Here is a 17527-nt window from a genome sequence, read left to right as displayed (position 1 = left end):
AAGCCTCACTCATCATTGCCGCTGCCGCGAAACTTGAACAGGTCGCGGCGCTGTTTCTTGCTTGGCTTGCCGTCGGTGCTCATCCCCAAAGCTCCGGACTTGCGCATGGCCGCCGCATTCTCACGCTTGGCGATACTTGCCGGCGTCTCGGTGTACAGCGCCTGCGCTTCGGGAGCGCCGCGGCGGACGATGGAAAGCGCCTGCACCACCACTGTCTTCTCATCAAACCCAACCCGAATCTGCAACTCGTCGCCAATGTGCGGCTCCTTGCCCGGTTTGCAGCGTTCGCCACGGCAATGCACCTTGCCGCTTTCGATGGCGGCCTTGGCCAAGGCCCGAGTCTTGTAGAAACGCGCAGCCCACAACCACTTGTCCAAACGGACTTTTTCGTCCTCTTCCTGCTTTTGAGCCACTTGAATTCCTCGCTCTGAAAAATGTCGCAACTTAACCGTCGAACCCCATCGACGCACAAACGCCAAGGCTCACCTAAGATACGCCAGGTGTCAGGCAGTTTCCCTTCAGTCATGGTTTTTTATGACGTGAAGATATCTGTCGCCATTTGGTGAATATTCTGCGTGAATACCGCGAATTCGGCTCCAAGCGCCCGTCAACGTTCCTGGGTTGTCACAATCCTTGAGCAGTTGGGCGCTAGTGTCGTCTGACGTCGAAATATTTCTGATTGCCGGTTGTTCATATTGAAGACATTTGACCATTTGACCGTTGTCGGTCTGCGTGAATGGGTGGCGCTTCCCGATCTGGGAGTGGCGGGCCTGCGCGCGAAGATCGACACCGGGGCCAGTACCTCCAGCCTGCATGCCACCGAGATCGAGCCTTTTGAGCGTGACGGTGAAAAGTGGGTGCGTTTCACCGCGCACCTGGGCAGCGTGGTGCAACTGCGTCACCGGCGTTGCGAAGCGCCGCTGGTGGCGATGAAAACCATTAAAAGCTCCAACGGCCAGGCGCAGGTGCGCTACGTCATCAGCACCACCCTGGCCCTGGGTGATCGGGTATGGCGGGTGGAGTTCACCCTGGCTTGCCGCAAAACCATGCGTTACCGCCTGTTGCTAGGTTCCAAAGCCCTGATCGACGGCCAGTTGGTGGTCAACCCGGGGCTCAAATACGTTCAAGACAAGCCGGTGTTCCCGGTCTCTACTATTGCTGCCACAGGTGTTGCATGAAGATCGCTGTGCTGTCGCGTAACCCGCGTCTGTATTCCACCCGTCGCCTTGTCGAGGCCGGCACCGAACGGGGCCATGAGATGGTGGTGATCGATACGTTGCGCGCCTATATGAACATTGCCAGTCATAAGCCGCAGATCCACTACCGGGGCAAACCACTGGAAGGCTTCGACGCGGTGATCCCGCGCATCGGTGCCTCGGTGACCTTCTACGGCTGCGCGGTACTGCGCCAGTTTGAAATGATGGGGGTGTTTCCGCTCAACGAATCGGTGGCCATTGCCCGTTCCCGGGACAAGCTGCGCTCCCTGCAATTGCTATCGCGCCGCGGCATCGGCTTGCCGGTGACCGGCTTTGCCCATTCCCCTGATGACATTCCCGACCTGATAGAGATGGTCAACGGTGCCCCGTTGGTGATCAAGGTGCTGGAAGGCACCCAAGGCATTGGCGTGGTGCTGTGTGAAACCGCCACGGCGGCTGAGTCGGTGATCGAGGCGTTCATGGGCCTCAAGCAGAACATCATGGTTCAGGAATACATCAAGGAAGCCGGCGGTGCCGATATCCGCTGCTTCGTGGTGGGGGACAAGGTGATTGCGGCGATGAAACGCCAGGCCAAACCAGGGGAGTTTCGCTCCAACCTGCACCGGGGCGGCAGCGCCAGCCTGATCAAGATCACCCCGGAAGAGCGCATGACCGCCCTGCGTGCGGCCAAGGTCATGGGCTTGAGTGTGGCGGGTGTGGATATCCTGCGCTCGAACCACGGGCCATTGGTGATGGAAGTGAACTCTTCACCGGGCCTGGAAGGGATCGAAACCACCACCAACAAGGATGTGGCGGGGATCATCATTCAGCACCTGGAGAAGAACAGCGGGCCGAACATGACCCGCACCAAGGGCAAGGGCTGAAATCGGCACGACCCCTTGTGGGAGCCGGCTTGCCTGCGATGACTGACTAACATTCAACATCAATGTCGACTGTTACCTCTTATCGCAGGCCAGCTCCTGATATTCGTCGTGGCTTAGACCGCATCTCTAGGCAACATCAGGCCCAACGGCAAGCGCACCCGCGCCTCCAGCCCACCATCGGCACGGTTGCGCAGTTCGACATTGCCGCCATGCATCGAAGCAATCCGCCGCACAATCGCCAACCCCAACCCGGTGCCTTTGCCACCACGAGCACGATCACCACGGGTGAAGGGGTTGAAAATGCCCTCAAGTTCCGCCGGGTCGATCCCGGCGCCACGGTCCATGACACTCAGCACCACATAGGGCGCGCTGGTATCACCCGACACATAGGCGGCGACTTCCACCTCGGTCCCCGCGTGATGCAGGGCGTTGCCGATCAGGTTGTTCAGCAGGCGCTTCATCGAGACCCGGCGCAAGGCAAAGGGCTGGATAGGCTCCAGGCGCATGCGCACCTGCTCGCCGTTCTGGTTATAGGGCGCCACGACCTCGCGTACCAGGTCGGTCAGGTCAACTTCCTCCACCACTTCATCGCGACCATCGCGGATAAACGCCAGGAACTGGTCGAGAATCGCATCCATATCTTCGATGTCACGGACCATGTCATCGGTAAGATCGGTGTGGTTGCCCATCAACTCCAGGGACAGGCGCAAACGGGTCAGCGGCGTGCGCAGGTCATGGGAGACCCCGGCCAGCATCAGCTCGCGTTCGCGACCGGCCTGTTCGACATCTTCGGCCATCTGATTGAACGCGCTGTACACCTCGGTCATTTCGCTGGGCGTGTCGCTGATTGGCAGGCGCACACTGCGCCCCTGCCCCAGTTGCCTGGCGGCGAACACCAGACGCTTGAGCGGCTGGTTGAGCTGGCGCACGAAAATCCAGGCCGACGCGGTGGAGAGCAGGCCAATGGCCAGGAACCAGCCGAGTACGTTCCAGATTTTCTGCCCCCGCAGCGGATGGGGATACAGCGGCACTTTCAACCATCCATCCCCCAGGCTAGGGGCTCGGACCCACAAGGCTGGCGAAACATGCATACGCAACCGCACCTCGGTGTCCTCGCCCAGCTCGGCCTGCATCTGGCGCTGGTAGATCTCGCTGTAGGGCCAATGCTGCTCGCCCTCGGGGACGCCCGCGCCCACCACACGGGTCAAGGTCGCCGCCTTGGCGATTTTTTCACGGTTCTCCGGATCGGCAGCCCAGTAGGCACGCAATGTCAGCGCAACACCGTGGCTGTACTGTCGATCGACCAGCACGTCTTCGTTCATCAGCAGGTAAACGAGGGTCAATGCCTTGGAAAACAGAACGACGATCAGCACCAGCCAAAGGGTGCGGGAGAAGAAACTCTGGGGGAACCACAGCGGGGTTTTCATAGAAGACAGCTAGACACCTGGCAAGAGCGAGCAAGGCTCGCAGAATTGCAGACGCCGGGCATCCGGACGACCCTTTGGGATCGAACTCCGGAGTACCCGCCTGTGCAAATCATCGGTTACTTGGTTGCCGTGCCATCCGGCACAAACACGTAACCCACGCCCCACACTGTCTGGATATAACGCGGCTTGGACGGATCCGGCTCGATCATCCGGCGCAGACGGGAAATCTGCACATCGATGGAGCGCTCCAGGGCGTCCCATTCGCGACCACGGGCCAGGTTCATCAGCTTGTCACGGGTCAGCGGTTGGCGAGCGTTCATTACCAGCGCCTTGAGCACCGCGAATTCACCCGTGGTAAGCATGTGGACTTCTTCGCCACGCTTGAGCTCACGGGTCGCCAGCGACAGTTCGTAGTCACCAAAGGTCACGCTTTCGTCTTCGCTGCCTGGAGCGCCCGGAACGGGAGCCGCCTGGCGACGCAATACGGCCTTGACCCGAGCCATCAGCTCGTCAGGGTTGAACGGCTTGGCCAGGTAATCGTCAGCGCCCAGTTCCAGGCCCTTGATCCGGCTCAACTCATCGCCCTTGGCGGTCAGCATGATGATCGGGATCTGGTTGTTGGTGCCGCGCAGGCGCTTGCACGCCGTCAGGCCGTCTTCACCCGGCAACATCAGGTCGAGTACGACCAGGTTGAAGACTTCGCGCCCCAGCAGACGATCCATCTGCTCGGTGTTCGGCACCGCGCGGGCACGGTAGCCCTTGGAGGTGAAGAACCGCTCCAGCAGGCTGCTCAGCCCCGGATCGTCATCAACGATGAGAATTTTTTCGCCTTCAGCAGTTTGTGCAGTGCTGCTCATTGGATGCTCCTCTTAACTGGCGCGCATTATGGCTTAGCTGCCGTTATACGCACGGTACGCATTGTTAGCAGATTTTTCTCTAATCACCAGTGCGCGTGCCCTTGGCGCAATCCCCCCAAGAACGGAACGCTGGTTATAATGCCGCGCTTCAGTGCCCGGCAATGCCATGCTCGGCCTGGTGTTTTTTTCATCTGCTTGTCGTGATTTTTTCGATTTCGAGGGTCAATAGGCTGCCTCTTGACCCAGGCAGCGGCGCCAGTCGGGCCGCTCAACCAGCCGCGCAAGGCCTTGTTTTCCGGGCCTGCGAACTGCTTTCAAGAATTTCAGGTGGTTTTATGGACAGCATCAACAGCCGCATCGCCGAGGAACTCGGCGTACGCCCACAACAGGTCGAAGCGGCCGTCGCTCTACTGGATGAAGGCTCCACGGTGCCCTTCATCGCCCGTTACCGTAAAGAAGTGACCGGCAGCCTCGATGACATCCAGCTGCGGCATCTGGAAGAGCGCCTGCGCTACCTGCGAGAACTCGACGAACGGCGTGTCAGCATCCTCGCCAGTATCCAGGAGCAAGGCAAGCTGACCCCGCAACTTGAACGCGATATCAAGCTCGCCGACACCAAGACCCGCCTCGAAGACCTGTACCTGCCGTACAAGCAGAAGCGCCGCACCAAGGGCCAGATTGCCCTGGAAGCCGGCCTCGGCGAGCTGGCCGACGGCCTGTTCAACGACCCGTCCCTGGCCCCGGAAGCCGAAGCAGCGCGCTTTGTCGATGCCGAAAAAGGCGTTGCCGACGTCAAGGCTGCCCTCGAAGGCGCCAAGTACATCCTCATGGAGCGCTTCGCCGAAGATGCCAACTTGCTGGAAAAACTGCGTAACTACCTGAAACAGGAAGCCACCCTCAGCGCCCGCGTGATCGCCGGCAAAGAGGAAGAAGGCGCCAAGTTCCGCGATTACTTCGAGCACGACGAACCACTCAAAAGCATGCCGTCCCACCGCGCCCTCGCCATTTTCCGTGGGCGCAACGAAGGCATTCTCAGCTCCGCGCTGAAAGTCGGCGACGAACTGCCGGGCACCATGCACCCGTGCGAAGGCATGATCGGCCAACAATTCGGCATCCAGAATCAGAATCGTCCTGCGGACAAATGGCTCAGTGAAGTCGTGCGCTGGACTTGGAAGGTCAAGCTCTACACCCACCTGGAAACCGACCTGCTGGGCGAGCTGCGCGACGGTGCCGAAACCGAAGCGATCAACGTGTTCGCCCACAACCTGCACGACCTGCTGCTGGCCGCGCCAGCCGGCCCGCGCGCGACCCTGGGCCTGGACCCGGGCCTGCGCACCGGCTGCAAGGTCGCCGTGGTCGATGCCACCGGCAAACTGCTGGACCACGCCACCGTGTACCCGCACGTGCCCCACAACAAGTGGGACCAGACCATCGCCATCCTGGCCGCCTTGTGTGCCAAGCACGCGGTGGACCTGATCGCCATCGGCAACGGTACCGCCAGCCGCGAAACCGACAAGCTAGCCCTGGAACTGATCAAAAAATACCCAGGCATGAAAATGACCAAGGTCATGGTCTCCGAAGCCGGCGCTTCGGTGTACTCGGCGTCGGAACTGGCCTCCAAGGAATTTCCTGACCTCGATGTGTCGATCCGTGGTGCCGTATCCATCGCCCGCCGCCTGCAGGATCCGCTGGCCGAGTTGGTGAAAATCGACCCTAAATCCATCGGTGTCGGCCAGTACCAGCACGACGTGTCGCAGCTGAAACTGGCGCGCGGCCTGGATGCAGTGGTGGAAGACTGTGTGAACAAGGTCGGCGTCGACGTAAACACCGCCTCGGTCGCCTTGCTCGCACGGATTTCCGGCCTCAACGCCACCCTGGCGCAGAATATCGTCAACCATCGTGACGAAAACGGCGCGTTCAAGACCCGTGCGGCGCTGAAAAAAGTCGCACGCCTTGGCGAAAAAACCTTCGAACAAGCCGCCGGCTTCCTGCGCGTCATGAACGGCGACAACCCGCTGGACTCCTCAGCCGTCCACCCGGAAGCCTATCCGCTGGTGCAACGCATTGCCGCCGAGACCGACCGCGATATCCGTTCGCTGATCGGCGACGCCGCGTTCCTCAAGCGCCTGGATCCGAAGAAGTACACCGACGAAACCTTCGGCGTGCCGACCATCACCGACATCCTGCAAGAACTGGAAAAACCCGGCCGCGACCCGCGCCCCGAGTTCAAGACCGCCGAGTTCCAGGAAGGCGTCGAAGACCTCAAGGACCTGCAACTGGGGATGATCCTCGAAGGCGTGGTGACCAACGTGACCAACTTCGGCGCATTTGTGGACATCGGCGTGCATCAGGACGGTTTGGTACACATTTCTGCGCTTTCTGAGAAGTTCATCAAGGATCCGCGCGAGGCGGTGAAGGCCGGTGACGTGGTCAAGGTCAAGGTCATGGAAGTCGATATCCCGCGCAAACGCGTAGGCCTGTCGATGCGCATGAGCGATACCCCCGGCGAGAAAATCGACGGTGCCCGTGGTGCACGCCCAGGTTCGGCACCGCGCCAGTCGCAAAACCGCTCGGAAAGCAGCGCACCACGCAAGGAAACCGCCACCGCAGCCCCGGCCAACAACGCCATGGCTTCGCTGTTCGCCAACGCCAAGCAACTGAAGAAACGCTGATGGATCTGCCGGCAGGCCAGACCCATAGCGCCTTCAGCGAACTGCTCGGCTGCCGCCTGCAACGCCTGGACCAGGGCGTTGCCGAGGTTGCCCTGAGCCTGGAGCCACACCTGCGCAACCGCGCAGGCAAGCTCCATGGCGGGGCGATTTTCAGCCTGGTGGACATTGCCATGGGGCTGGCCTGCTCCAGCGCCCATGGTTTTGACCAACAAAGCGCGACCATCGAGTGCAAAATCAACTACATCCGCGCCGTGTCCGACGGTGACGTGCTGTGTACTGCCCGAGTCATCCACCCTGGCCGGCGCACGCTGGTGGTCGAGGCCGAGGTGTATCAGAACGAAAAACTCGTCGCAAAAGCACAAGGCACCTTCGCTGTCCTATAGCTCCTTGTGATCAATTTGGGTTAATTTCGGCGCTGCGAAAACAGCGTCGGAATTTTCTTCCTGCGTAATAGCCTAATTCAGGGAATGAAGTCGGCACTTTCAGAGCAGGTTATTCCGGCTCGAAAACCAGGCGATAACGCCAGTTTTAACTTCACCCTTGTAGACCGTCTTGCCCACCCCCATATTGGGGCGACTGACGCGTGAAGGAATCCAACTTGAGCGAACTTCTCAACCGCCGCCTGGCTCTGCTCGGCAAGCGCGAACACCTCTCTTTGCTTGAGCACTGCCTGCACGGCATCGAGCGTGAATGCCTGCGTGTCACTGGCGAAGGTCGCCTGGCTCAAACGCCGCATCCAGAGGCCCTGGGTGCCGCATTGACCCATGAATCGATCACCACCGACTATTCCGAATCGCTGCTGGAGTTCATCACGCCGGCGCTGCCCAACCCGGCAGACACCCTGCGCAGCCTCGACCGAATTCACCGTTTTGCCTACAGCAAGCTCCGCAACGAGTACCTGTGGAGTCCATCGATGCCGTGCCCGTTGCCGGCCGAGGAAGATATTCCGATTGCCTACTACGGCACCTCCAATATCGGACAGCTCAAGTACGTGTATCGCAAGGGCCTGGCCCTGCGCTACGGCAAGACCATGCAGTGCATCGCCGGCATCCACTACAACTTTTCCCTGCCGCAAGAGCTGTGGCCGCTGCTCAAGGAAACCGAAGGCTTCGTGGGCACCGACCGTGACTACCAGTCCACGGCCTATATCGCCCTGATCCGTAACTTCCGCCGCTACAGCTGGCTGCTGATGTACCTGTTCGGTGCCTCGCCAGCCCTGGATGCGGGCTTTTTGCGCGGGCGTTCCCATCAGCTTGAACAGTTCGATGCCGACACCCTGTACCTGCCTTATGCCACCAGCCTGCGCATGAGCGACCTGGGTTACCAGAGCAACGCCCAGGCCGGCCTGACCCCTTGCTACAACGATCTGGCCAGCTACACCGACAGCCTGCGCGAAGCGGTGGCAACGCCCTACGCGCCTTACGTCGAAGTCGGCACCCATAAGGATGGTGAGTGGGTCCAGCTCAACACCAACATCCTGCAGATCGAAAACGAGTACTACTCCAACATCCGCCCCAAGCGCGTGACCTACACCGGCGAACGGCCGATCCAGGCGCTGATGGCCCGTGGCATCCAGTACATCGAAGTGCGCTGCCTGGACATCAACCCGTTCCTGCCGATGGGTATCGATTTGCCAGAGTCGCGCTTTCTCGATGCGTTCCTGCTGTATTGCGCGCTGAACGACAGCCCGCTGTTCGAAAACAACGAATGCGGGAATGCCACGTCGAACTTCCTCAGCGTGGTCAAGGAAGGCCGGCGCCCGGGCTTGCAACTGCAGCGTCGCGGCCAGGCCGTGGAAATGAAGGAGTGGGCCAGCGAATTGCTGGAGAAAATCGCCCCGCTGGCCGCGCTGCTGGACCAGAGCCAGGGCATCAACGAACACAGCCAGGCACTGGATGCCCAGTTGGCGAAGATCCAGGACGCGTCCCTGACCCCGTCGGCCCAGGTGTTGGCGGCGATGCAGGAGCGCAAGGAAAGCTTTGCGCAGTTCTCCCTGCGCCAGAGCGAAGTGCACGCCGAGTACTTCCGTCGCGAGCCCTTGCCGGCGGACGAACAAGCACGCTTTGAAGAGCTGGCGCGTACGTCGCTGGCGCAACAGGCGGAGTTGGAGCAGAACGAAGTGGGCGATTTCGATGTATTTGTCGGGTCGTACCAGGCGAGCATTCTGGCCATCAGTAACTGACACCTGGCTCGGATCCCGTGTGGGAGCGGGCTTGCTCGCGAAAGCGGTGTATCAGTCAGCACTTATATTGACTGACACACCGCTTTCGCGAGCAAGCCCGCTCCCACATTTGTCCTAAGCGTCTTCAAAGTTCTCCTCATAAGCTAATTCGAAAATGTTATTTATTTTCGGATTCTTAGATCATTTAGTCTCCTCACACGCCGACCCTCGGCCGCCTGATGAGGAGCTACACCATGAAACTGCCTTCCCCTTTACGCCTCCTGGCGGCTGTATCCCTGACCGGCGCGAGCCTGTTTGCCCAGGCGGCCGACGTGACCATCGCCTACCAGACCACCGTTGACCCGGCCAAAGTCGCCCAGGCCGACGGCGCTTATGAAAAAGCCACCAACGCCAAGATTGACTGGCGCAAATTCGACAATGGCGCCGATATCATCGCCGCCATTGCTTCCGGCGACGTGCAGATCGGCTACCTCGGTTCCAGCCCGCTGACCGCCGCCATCACCCGCAAAGTACCCGTGCAAACCTTCCTCGTCGCCACCCAGATCGGCGGCGCCGAAGCCTTGGTGGCGCGCAACGGATCCGGGATCAACAGCCCCCAGGACCTGATCGGCAAGAAAATCGCCGTGCCGTTCGTTTCCACCGGCCACTACAGCCTGTTGGCCGCGCTCAAGCACTGGAACATCGACCCGGCCAAAGTCACCGTACTCAACCTCGCCCCGCCAGCCATTATCGCCGCCTGGAAACGCGGCGATATCGACGCCACTTATGTCTGGGACCCGGCCCTGGGCGTGGCCAAGGAAAACGGCAAAGTGCTGATCACCTCGGGCGAACTGGCCAAGTTCGGCGCGCCCACCTTCGATGCCTGGATCGTGCGTAAGGACTTTGCCGAGAAGCACCCGGAAATTGTCAGCGCCTTTGCCAAAGTCACCCTTGATGCCTACGCCCAATATCGCAAAGACCCACAAGCCTGGCTGGCCGACAAGGGCAATGTCGACAAACTGGTGAAGCTCTCCGGCGCCAAGGCCAGCGACATTCCGCTGCTGCTGCAAGGCAACGTCTACCCGCTGGCCGCCGACCAGGTAACGCTGCTTGGCGCCCCGACCACCAAGGCGGTGACTGACACCGCCGCGTTCCTCAAGGAACAAGGCAAGGTCGAAGCCGTGCTACCGGACTACGCCCCTTACGTCAGCGCCAAGTTCATCACTAACTGATCGGGAGTTCACCGCGATGGCCTTGCTACAGCTGGAGCGCATCAGCGCACAGTACCCAGGCGCAACCACGCCCGTGCTGAAGGATATTTCCCTGACTCTTGGTCCCCAGCAATTGCTGGTGGCCCTCGGCCCTTCCGGCAGTGGCAAGACTTCGCTGTTGAACCTGATTGCCGGCTTCGTCGAACCCAGCGCCGGGCGCATCACCCTCGACGGCGTGCCCGTCAAAGGCCCGAGTGCCGAGCGTGGCGTGGTGTTCCAGGACGATGCCTTGCTGCCCTGGCAGGATGTGCTGGCCAATGTCGGCTTCGGTCTGGAACTGGCCGGCATGCCCAAGGCCCAGCGGCAAGTCCGCGCCCGTGAGATGCTCGCGCTGGTGGACCTGGCCGGCTTTGACAGCCGGCGCATCTGGCAGCTGTCTGGCGGGCAGAAACAACGCGTCGGCCTGGCCCGCGCTCTGGCTGCCGACCCCCGGGTGTTGCTGATGGACGAACCCTTCGGCGCCCTCGATGCCTTCACCCGCGAACAGATGCAGGAGCTGCTGCTGCAAGTCTGGCGGCGCACAGCCAAGCCGGTGTTCCTGATCACCCACGACATCGAAGAAGCGGTATTTCTCGCCACCGACCTGATTCTGCTGGCCCCCAACCCCGGGCAAATCGTCGAGCGCCTGAGCCTGGATTTCGGCCAGCGTTACGCTGCCGGCGAATCGGCGCGCGCGATCAAGTCCGACCCCCGGTTTATCGAAACCCGCGAACACGTGCTGGGCAAAGTGTTCTCCCAACGGCAGGTGTACGCATGAGCAGTTATGAAATCCCGGCCACTGCCGTCAGCCAAGCCAGCCCGCCGCTGCGCCGCACGTTGAGCACGCGCTGGATCAGCGTGCTGACGCTGGTTGCGCTGCTGGCGCTGTGGTGGGCCGTGACCGCCAGCGGGCTGATCGAACCACTGTTCCTGCCGCCACCATCGGCCGTGCTGCAAAAAGGCTGGCTGCTGGCGACCAGCGGCTATATGGACTCGACCCTCTGGCAGCACCTGGGCGCCAGCCTGGGGCGCATCGGCCTGGGCCTGGGCTTTGCGGTGCTGACCGCCGTGCCGGTCGGCATTGCTATCGGCGCCAACCGTATCGCCCGTGGCATTCTCGACCCGCTGATCGAGTTCTACCGCCCGATTCCACCGCTGGCCTACCTGCCGCTGATCGTGATCTGGTGCGGCATTGGCGAGCTGTCCAAAGTGTTGCTGATCTATCTGGCGATCTTCGCGCCAATTGCCATCGCTACCGCCACCGGCGTACGCACCGTAGACCCGGCCAAATTGCGCGCAGCGCAGTCCCTGGGCGCGACGCGGGCGCAGTTGATCCGCCATGTGATTGTGCCCAGCGCCCTGCCCGACATCCTCACCGGCGTGCGCATCGGCCTGGGCGTGGGCTGGTCGACCCTGGTCGCCGCCGAACTGATCGCCGCCACCAGCGGCCTGGGGTTCATGGTGCAGTCAGCGGCGCAGTTTTTGGTCACCGATGTGGTGGTGCTGGGCATCCTGGTCATCGCCCTGATTGCCTTCGCCATGGAGATGGGCCTGCGTGCCCTGCAGCGCAAGCTGGTGCCATGGCATGGCCAGGCCCACTGAATAACAACAGCACTGACTACGCCGGCATCTCGGCGCCCGACATTTGCGAGAAGAACATGAGCCGCCTGACCATTACCCCCTTAAGCAGCGCCCTGGGCGCCCAGATCAGTGGCGTCGATATTGCCCAGCCGCTGAACCTCGAACAGCGCGACGCCATCGAGCAGGCGCTGCTCCAGCATTCGGTACTGTTCTTTCGCGACCAGCCGATCACCCCGCAACAGCAAGCGCGCTTCGCGGCGAATTTCGGTGACCTGCACATTCACCCGATCTACCCCAACGTGCCGGAACAACCCGAAGTGCTGATCCTCGACACCGCCGTCACCGACGTGCGCGACAACGCCATCTGGCACACCGACGTGACCTTCCTGCCCACTCCAGCCATGGGCGCGGTGCTCAGCGCCAAACTGCTACCGGCCTTTGGCGGTGACACCTTGTGGGCCAGCGGCATCGCGGCCTTTGAGGCGTTATCAGAACCGATGAAGAGCTTTTTGACCGGCCTGACGGCGACCCACGACTTCACTCGCTCGTTCCCTCTAGAGCGTTACGGCAACACCGCCCAAGACCTGGCCCGCTGGGAAGAGGCACGCAGAAAGAACCCGCCACTGTCGCACCCGGTGATCCGCACCCACCCGGTCAGCGGGCGCAAATCGCTGTTTGTCAGCGACGGCTTCACCAGCAAGATCAACGAACTGGAACCGGCCGAAAGCGAGGTCATCCTCAAACTGCTGTTCGCCCACGCCACCCGCCCGGAATTCACTATCCGCTGGCGCTGGCAAGCTAACGACGTAGCCTTCTGGGACAACCGCGTGACCCAGCACTACGCCGTGGACGACTACCGGCCACAACGGCGGGTAATGCATCGGGCAACAATCCTGGGTGACGTGCCCTTCTAACAAACCCTTGTAGGCGCGAGCTTGCTCGCGAAAAACCCAAGGACGCTGCGGGGCATCAGATGCCCCGCATTTTCGTTGGCGATCTTCGCGAGCAAGCTCGCTCCTACCGTTTGTTCAGCGCACCAGATGCAGGAACTGCAAATGCCGCTCGTACTGGTCGAGGATGTCGTTGATGATCTGCTCCTTGGTGTAGCCCACCAAGTCGTAGTCCTGGCTACCCTCGCTCAAGTGCACTTCCGCCCGGTAGTAGCGACGGTTGTTCATCTCTTTGGAGCCCATGCCGCCACGGGCAAAGGACGGCGTGAAGTAGCCGCGCATCTGCACCTGGTAGACAAAGGGACGCTCTTCGCCGTGGCCGATTTCCAGGCTGACGCTGTCGTTGGACGGGTCGGGCTGGGTGACAACGTTCAGGCCCTTCTCGACAAACACCGCAGTCACTTCCTCAATGGCCGGGCGTACCGTGGTTTCAAGAAAACGGTAGACCTCGTCCCGTGAAGGGAAATGCACCGCCTGGCTCAAGCGCTGGCGCCAGCCGCCACGGCCCTTGCGGGATGCCGACACAGGGGCCAGGGAGTGCAGTTGGGCGATCTGCTTCTGGGACTCGAGGTAGAACGCCTTATGCAGCCCCCACATCATCAACAGCAGGATCAACGAGAACGGCAGCGAGGTCAGCACCACTGCGGACTTGAGCGAGTCGATGCTGCCGGCGAACAGCAAGGCGCTGGTCACCAGCGCGGTCATCGCACCCCAAAACACTCGTAGCCACTTGGGCCCGTCTTCATCGGCGTTGCCACCTTTGGACGACAGGGTCGACAGCACCACGGTGCCGGAGTCGGCCGAGGTGACAAAGAACACAAAGCTGATAAACACCGTGACCGCGATCACGGTCTTGCTCCACGGATAAGTTTCCAGCAGCAGGTACAGGCTCATCGAGGGGTCGTCGATGGCGGACTGACCCAGGGCGACCATGCCGTGATTGAGCACCTGATCAATGGCGCTGTTGCCGAAGATCGACATCCACGCCAGGGTGAAGCCCAGCGGAATCAGCAACACGCCGAAGACGAACTCGCGGATGGTGCGGCCACGGGAGATCCGTGCAATGAACAGGCCCACGAACGGCGACCATGCAATCCACCAGGCCCAATAAAACACGGTCCAGCCGCCGAGCCAGTCGCTGGGTTCGTTATAGGCGTAAACGTCAAAACTCTTGGTCGGCAACGCACCGAGGTAGTCACCGATGTTCTGGATCAGGGTGTTGAGCAAATGCTGGGTGGGCCCGGCGAACAACACAAACAGCAGCAGCGCACAGGCCAGCAGCATGTTGATGTCGGACATGACCCGCACACCCTTGTCGACACCGGCTACTGCAACCAGGATCGCCGCGCCCATCATCAGGGTGATCAGGCCGACCTGGATCCATTGGGTGTGGGCGATGCCGAACAGGTAGTCCAGACCCGAGTTGAGGTGCAGCACCCCAAAGCCCATGTCGGCGCCCAGGCCGAACACTGTGGCGATGATGCCGAAGCCATCCACCGCATAGCCAATAGGGCCGTTGATGCGCTTGCCGATCAGCGGGTACAGCGCCGAACGCAAGGCCAGCGGCAGGTTATGCCGGTAGGCGAAGTACGCCAGGGCCATACCGACAAACGCAAATACACCCCAGCCGTGCAGGCCCCAATGCAGGAACAGCACCTGCATGGCCTGGCGCGCCGCATCGGCGTTCAAGGCCTCGCCCTGGGGCGGTTGCACCAGGTGGGTCAAGGGCTCCGAGACGCAGAAGAAAAACAGCGTGATGCTGATCCCGGCGGCAAACAGCATGCCGGCCCAGGACAAATAACTGAATTCGGGCTCGTCGTGGTCGGCACCGAGTTTGATCTTGCCGTAGCCAGACAACGCGGTGACCACCACGAAGACCAGATACAGGGTCATCGCCAGCATGTAGTACCAGCCGACCGTATTGGCCGCCCAGTTTTGCGCGGCCAGCAACCAGGCGCCAGCCTGTTCGGGGATCGCGATAACGGTGAGGCCAAACAGCAGGATGAAGCTCGCGGCGAAGTAAAACACCGGTGCATTCATGCGCACCAGGCCGCTTGAAGGAGCAGACGATGCACTCATGAACGGTGCACCTCGAGGGTGTTGGATGTGGCTGTATAAAACGGACTCAGCAAAGGTAAGCCTCCTGTTGTGAGCGGGCAGCGAACCACCGGTTTAACTTGAACGAACGTTCAAGTTAAACATGAATAGGCGGTCTGGGACTAATCGCAGGGCTGAGTGGTAGGTAATTCCTACACTAGCTCAAGGAAGGGTATGACGGGAGGGAAAGGCAAAACGTTCAGCGATTACTGGTTGAATTTGGAATTCAGGCAAAATGTGGGAGCGGGCTTGCTCGCGAATGCGGTGTATCAGATACACAGTCAGTGACTGACACTACGCATTCGCGAGCAAGCCCACACATTAGATCGTCGCTACTTCAACACTACTTCTGCGTCCCATCATCATGCTGCAAATTCGCCTGCGTGATGTTCGCCCCCGCCGGCACGCTGCGGGTCAGCCACACATTGCCGCCAATGGTCGAGCCCTTGCCGATGGTGATCCGTCCCAGGATCGTCGCCCCGGCATAGATCACCACATCGTCCTCGACAATCGGGTGGCGCGGATGGCCCTTCTGCAACTGCCCATCCTCATCCGCCGGGAAACGCTTGGCGCCCAGGGTCACTGCCTGGTAGATACGCACCCGCTCGCCAATGATCGCTGTCTCGCCAATCACCACGCCCGTACCGTGGTCGATAAAGAAACTCGGGCCGATCTGCGCGCCAGGGTGAATGTCGATACCAGTGGCCGAATGCGCGATTTCCGCGCTGATCCGCGCCAGCAGAGGCAGCCCGGCGCGATACAAATGGTGGGCCAGGCGATGGTGGATCACCGCCAGGATCCCCGGGTAGCACAGCAACACCTCATCCACACTGCGCGCGGCCGGGTCGCCGTGATAGGCGGCCAGCACATCGGTGTCCAACAGGCTGCGCAACGCCGGCAAGGCCAGGGCAAAGTCCTGGATCAGGCGAATGGCCAATGCATCGACTTCAGTATCGGCATGGCCGCCTTGGCGCGCGGCATAGCGCAACTCCAGGCGGGCCTGGGCGAGCAAGGCATTGAGTGCCACATCGAGGGTATGGCCGACGTAGAAATCCTCACTCTCCTCACGCAAATCTACCGGCCCCAGGCGCATGGGGAACAGGGCGCCGCACAACGCCTCGAGAATCTGCGCCACCGCATCACGGGAAGGTAACTCGCGACCGCCCTGCTCGCCGCTGACCCGCCCGTTGCGCGTGCGCCACTGGTCCCGGGCACCGCGCAACTGGCTGACGATGGTCTGTAATTGCCAATGACTGGAACGCTCGCTCACGGTATTCACTCCTGACGTAATGGCCGTCACTTTACGGTATGCAACCGGGCCGCCCTTAAGAACCAATGGTGCAATGCTAATAACCGCAGAGCATAAGCAACTGGCAGTTGCCCGCGCAAAAAGCCCTGCCTATAGTCCTTCCCATCTCCTCTTACCCGTGCGTGACCATGATCAAACAACAGCTCGACCGTTTTAATCGTCTGGAACTGCTCGGTGGCTCCACCGCCCTGGAAAAACTCGAACGACTGTCGACCTGGCTGGGCCGTGATATCTACATCAAACGCGATGACACCACGCCGCTGGCCATGGGCGGCAACAAGCTGCGCAAGCTCGAATACCTTGCCGCCGATGCCCTGGCCCAGGGCGCCGATACGCTGATCACCGCCGGCGCGATCCAGTCCAACCATGTGCGCCAGACCGCAGCCCTCGCCGCCAAGCTGGGCCTGGGCTGTGTCGCCCTGCTGGAAAATCCCACGGGCACCGACGACCCCAACTACCTGAGCAATGGCAACCGCTTGTTGGTCGAGCTGTTCGACGCCAAGGTCGAACTCGTCGAAAACCTGGACAACGCCGACGAGCAACTCCATGCCCTGGCCGAGCGCCTGCGCAGCAATGGCAAAAACCCCTACCTGGTGCCTATCGGCGGCTCCAACGCCCTGGGCGCCCTGGGCTATGTGCGCGCCGGGCTGGAATTGGCCGCGCAGATTGACGCCAGCGGCCTGCAGTTCGCGGCGGTGGTCCTGGCATCCGGCAGCGCCGGCACCCACAGCGGCCTGGCCCTGGCGTTGAGTGAAGTGCTGCCGGACTTGCCGGTGATTGGCGTCACCGTGTCGCGCACCGACGAAGCGCAACGGCCCAAGGTCCAAGGCCTGGCCGAGCGCACGGCGCAGTTGCTGGGGGTGGATGTACCCGACGCGTTCAAGGTGATTCTTTGGGACGAGTACTTCGCCCCGCGCTACGGCGAACCCAACGCCGGCACCCTGGCGGCAATCAAGCTGCTGGCGAGCCAGGAAGGCCTGCTGCTCGACCCGGTCTACACCGGCAAGGCCATGGCCGGATTGCTTGACGGTATCGGGCGCGGGGCGTTCGGCGACGGGCCGATCATCTTCCTGCACACCGGCGGGGCGCCGGCGTTGTTTGCCTATGACTCGGTGTTCTGACGGGAGGCATACTTACTAAATG

At 61.3% G+C, this 17527-nt stretch carries 15 protein-coding genes; 10 read left to right on the top strand and 5 right to left on the bottom strand.

The features are described from left to right. Positions 1 to 5: 5 nt before the first annotated feature. The gene (locus JTY93_RS01175) at positions 6 to 413 is read right to left on the bottom strand and encodes an Hsp15 family ribosome-associated heat shock protein (protein WP_205477193.1); all 408 of its coding nucleotides are present in this window, start codon (positions 411 to 413) and stop codon (positions 6 to 8) included. A 282-nt stretch (positions 414 to 695) separates the two neighbouring features. Here JTY93_RS01175 and rimB point away from each other — a divergent pair, with 282 nt between their 5' ends. Next, a complete protein-coding gene (gene rimB / locus JTY93_RS01170) occupies positions 696 to 1178 on the top strand; it encodes a retropepsin-like aspartic endopeptidase RimB (protein ID WP_029299782.1) in 483 nt (160 codons plus the stop codon). Next, the gene (gene rimK / locus JTY93_RS01165; RefSeq protein WP_038445187.1) at positions 1175 to 2080 is read left to right on the top strand and encodes a 30S ribosomal protein S6--L-glutamate ligase; all 906 of its coding nucleotides are present in this window, start codon (positions 1175 to 1177) and stop codon (positions 2078 to 2080) included. Before rimB ends, rimK begins: the two co-directional genes overlap by 4 nt. 113 nt (positions 2081 to 2193) lie before the next feature. Here the strand turns inward: rimK and JTY93_RS01160 are convergent, their stop codons facing one another. Then, positions 2194 to 3507 carry an ATP-binding protein gene (locus JTY93_RS01160; protein ID WP_169991830.1) on the bottom strand — a complete coding sequence of 438 codons (1314 nt, stop codon included), beginning with the start codon at positions 3505 to 3507 and terminating at the stop codon, positions 2194 to 2196. Between the two features lie 116 nt (positions 3508 to 3623). Continuing rightward, on the bottom strand, positions 3624 to 4364 hold the full coding sequence (ompR, locus tag JTY93_RS01155; protein ID WP_205477194.1) for an osmolarity response regulator transcription factor OmpR: 741 nt from the start codon (positions 4362 to 4364) through the stop codon (positions 3624 to 3626). Positions 4365 to 4699: 335 nt separating this feature from the next. On the opposite strand from ompR, the gene JTY93_RS01150 reads away from it, so the two are divergent. The 7 genes from JTY93_RS01150 to tauD all read left to right on the top strand — a co-directional run bounded on the left by JTY93_RS01150 (position 4700) and on the right by tauD (position 12942). Next, positions 4700 to 7036, top strand: coding sequence for a Tex family protein (locus JTY93_RS01150; RefSeq protein ID WP_205477195.1), 2337 nt, complete (start codon positions 4700 to 4702; stop codon positions 7034 to 7036). Then, a complete protein-coding gene (locus JTY93_RS01145) occupies positions 7036 to 7419 on the top strand; it encodes a PaaI family thioesterase (protein WP_205477196.1) in 384 nt (127 codons plus the stop codon). Before JTY93_RS01150 ends, JTY93_RS01145 begins: the two co-directional genes overlap by 1 nt. Before the next feature lie 215 nt (positions 7420 to 7634). Continuing rightward, a complete protein-coding gene (gshA, locus tag JTY93_RS01140) occupies positions 7635 to 9218 on the top strand; it encodes a glutamate--cysteine ligase (RefSeq protein WP_205477197.1) in 1584 nt (527 codons plus the stop codon). Positions 9219 to 9451: 233 nt separating this feature from the next. Next, positions 9452 to 10429: a taurine ABC transporter substrate-binding protein gene (gene tauA / locus JTY93_RS01135; RefSeq protein ID WP_205477198.1), complete on the top strand. Its 978-nt coding sequence runs from the start codon at positions 9452 to 9454 to the stop codon at positions 10427 to 10429. Positions 10430 to 10445: 16 nt separating this feature from the next. After that, a complete protein-coding gene (gene tauB / locus JTY93_RS01130) occupies positions 10446 to 11225 on the top strand; it encodes a taurine ABC transporter ATP-binding subunit (protein ID WP_169991809.1) in 780 nt (259 codons plus the stop codon). Further along, positions 11222 to 12049 carry a taurine ABC transporter permease TauC gene (gene tauC / locus JTY93_RS01125; RefSeq protein ID WP_205477199.1) on the top strand — a complete coding sequence of 276 codons (828 nt, stop codon included), beginning with the start codon at positions 11222 to 11224 and terminating at the stop codon, positions 12047 to 12049. Before tauB ends, tauC begins: the two co-directional genes overlap by 4 nt. Before the next feature lie 56 nt (positions 12050 to 12105). After that, positions 12106 to 12942, top strand: a complete 837-nt coding sequence (tauD, locus tag JTY93_RS01120) for a taurine dioxygenase (RefSeq protein ID WP_205477216.1) — start codon at positions 12106 to 12108, stop codon at positions 12940 to 12942. A 114-nt stretch (positions 12943 to 13056) separates the two neighbouring features. Here tauD and betT read toward each other — a convergent pair whose 3' ends face one another. Together betT and epsC are read right to left on the bottom strand one after the other, a co-directional pair. Beyond that, the gene (betT, locus tag JTY93_RS01115) at positions 13057 to 15018 is read right to left on the bottom strand and encodes a choline BCCT transporter BetT (protein ID WP_205477217.1); all 1962 of its coding nucleotides are present in this window, start codon (positions 15016 to 15018) and stop codon (positions 13057 to 13059) included. Between the two features lie 400 nt (positions 15019 to 15418). Then, entirely contained in the window at positions 15419 to 16345 is a 927-nt protein-coding gene (epsC, locus tag JTY93_RS01110) for a serine O-acetyltransferase EpsC (RefSeq protein ID WP_104911352.1), read from the bottom strand. A 167-nt stretch (positions 16346 to 16512) separates the two neighbouring features. Between epsC and JTY93_RS01105 the strand changes: the two genes are divergently transcribed. Next, positions 16513 to 17505, top strand: coding sequence for a D-cysteine desulfhydrase (locus JTY93_RS01105; RefSeq protein ID WP_205477200.1), 993 nt, complete (start codon positions 16513 to 16515; stop codon positions 17503 to 17505). Positions 17506 to 17527: the final 22 nt, after the last annotated feature.

It is taken from the genome of Pseudomonas hygromyciniae, from assembly GCF_016925675.1.
In the GTDB taxonomy this organism is placed as follows: domain Bacteria; phylum Pseudomonadota; class Gammaproteobacteria; order Pseudomonadales; family Pseudomonadaceae; genus Aquipseudomonas; species Aquipseudomonas hygromyciniae.
This window is presented reverse-complemented; position numbering and strand designations above follow the sequence as displayed.

Bases quoted from the DNA above. Each gene is read 5' to 3' on its own strand.
- rimK (WP_038445187.1), top strand. From the start codon at position 1,175: ATGAAGATCGCTGTGCTGTCGCGTAACCCGCGTCTGTATTCCACCCGT.
- JTY93_RS01160 (WP_169991830.1), bottom strand. From the start codon at position 3,507: ATGAAAACCCCGCTGTGGTTCCCCCAGAGTTTCTTCTCCCGCACCCTT.
- ompR (WP_205477194.1), bottom strand. From the start codon at position 4,364: ATGAGCAGCACTGCACAAACTGCTGAAGGCGAAAAAATTCTCATCGTT.
- JTY93_RS01150 (WP_205477195.1), top strand. From the start codon at position 4,700: ATGGACAGCATCAACAGCCGCATCGCCGAGGAACTCGGCGTACGCCCA.
- JTY93_RS01145 (WP_205477196.1), top strand. From the start codon at position 7,036: ATGGATCTGCCGGCAGGCCAGACCCATAGCGCCTTCAGCGAACTGCTC.
- tauA (WP_205477198.1), top strand. From the start codon at position 9,452: ATGAAACTGCCTTCCCCTTTACGCCTCCTGGCGGCTGTATCCCTGACC.
- tauB (WP_169991809.1), top strand. From the start codon at position 10,446: ATGGCCTTGCTACAGCTGGAGCGCATCAGCGCACAGTACCCAGGCGCA.
- tauC (WP_205477199.1), top strand. From the start codon at position 11,222: ATGAGCAGTTATGAAATCCCGGCCACTGCCGTCAGCCAAGCCAGCCCG.
- tauD (WP_205477216.1), top strand. From the start codon at position 12,106: ATGAGCCGCCTGACCATTACCCCCTTAAGCAGCGCCCTGGGCGCCCAG.
- betT (WP_205477217.1), bottom strand. From the start codon at position 15,018: ATGAATGCACCGGTGTTTTACTTCGCCGCGAGCTTCATCCTGCTGTTT.
- JTY93_RS01105 (WP_205477200.1), top strand. From the start codon at position 16,513: ATGATCAAACAACAGCTCGACCGTTTTAATCGTCTGGAACTGCTCGGT.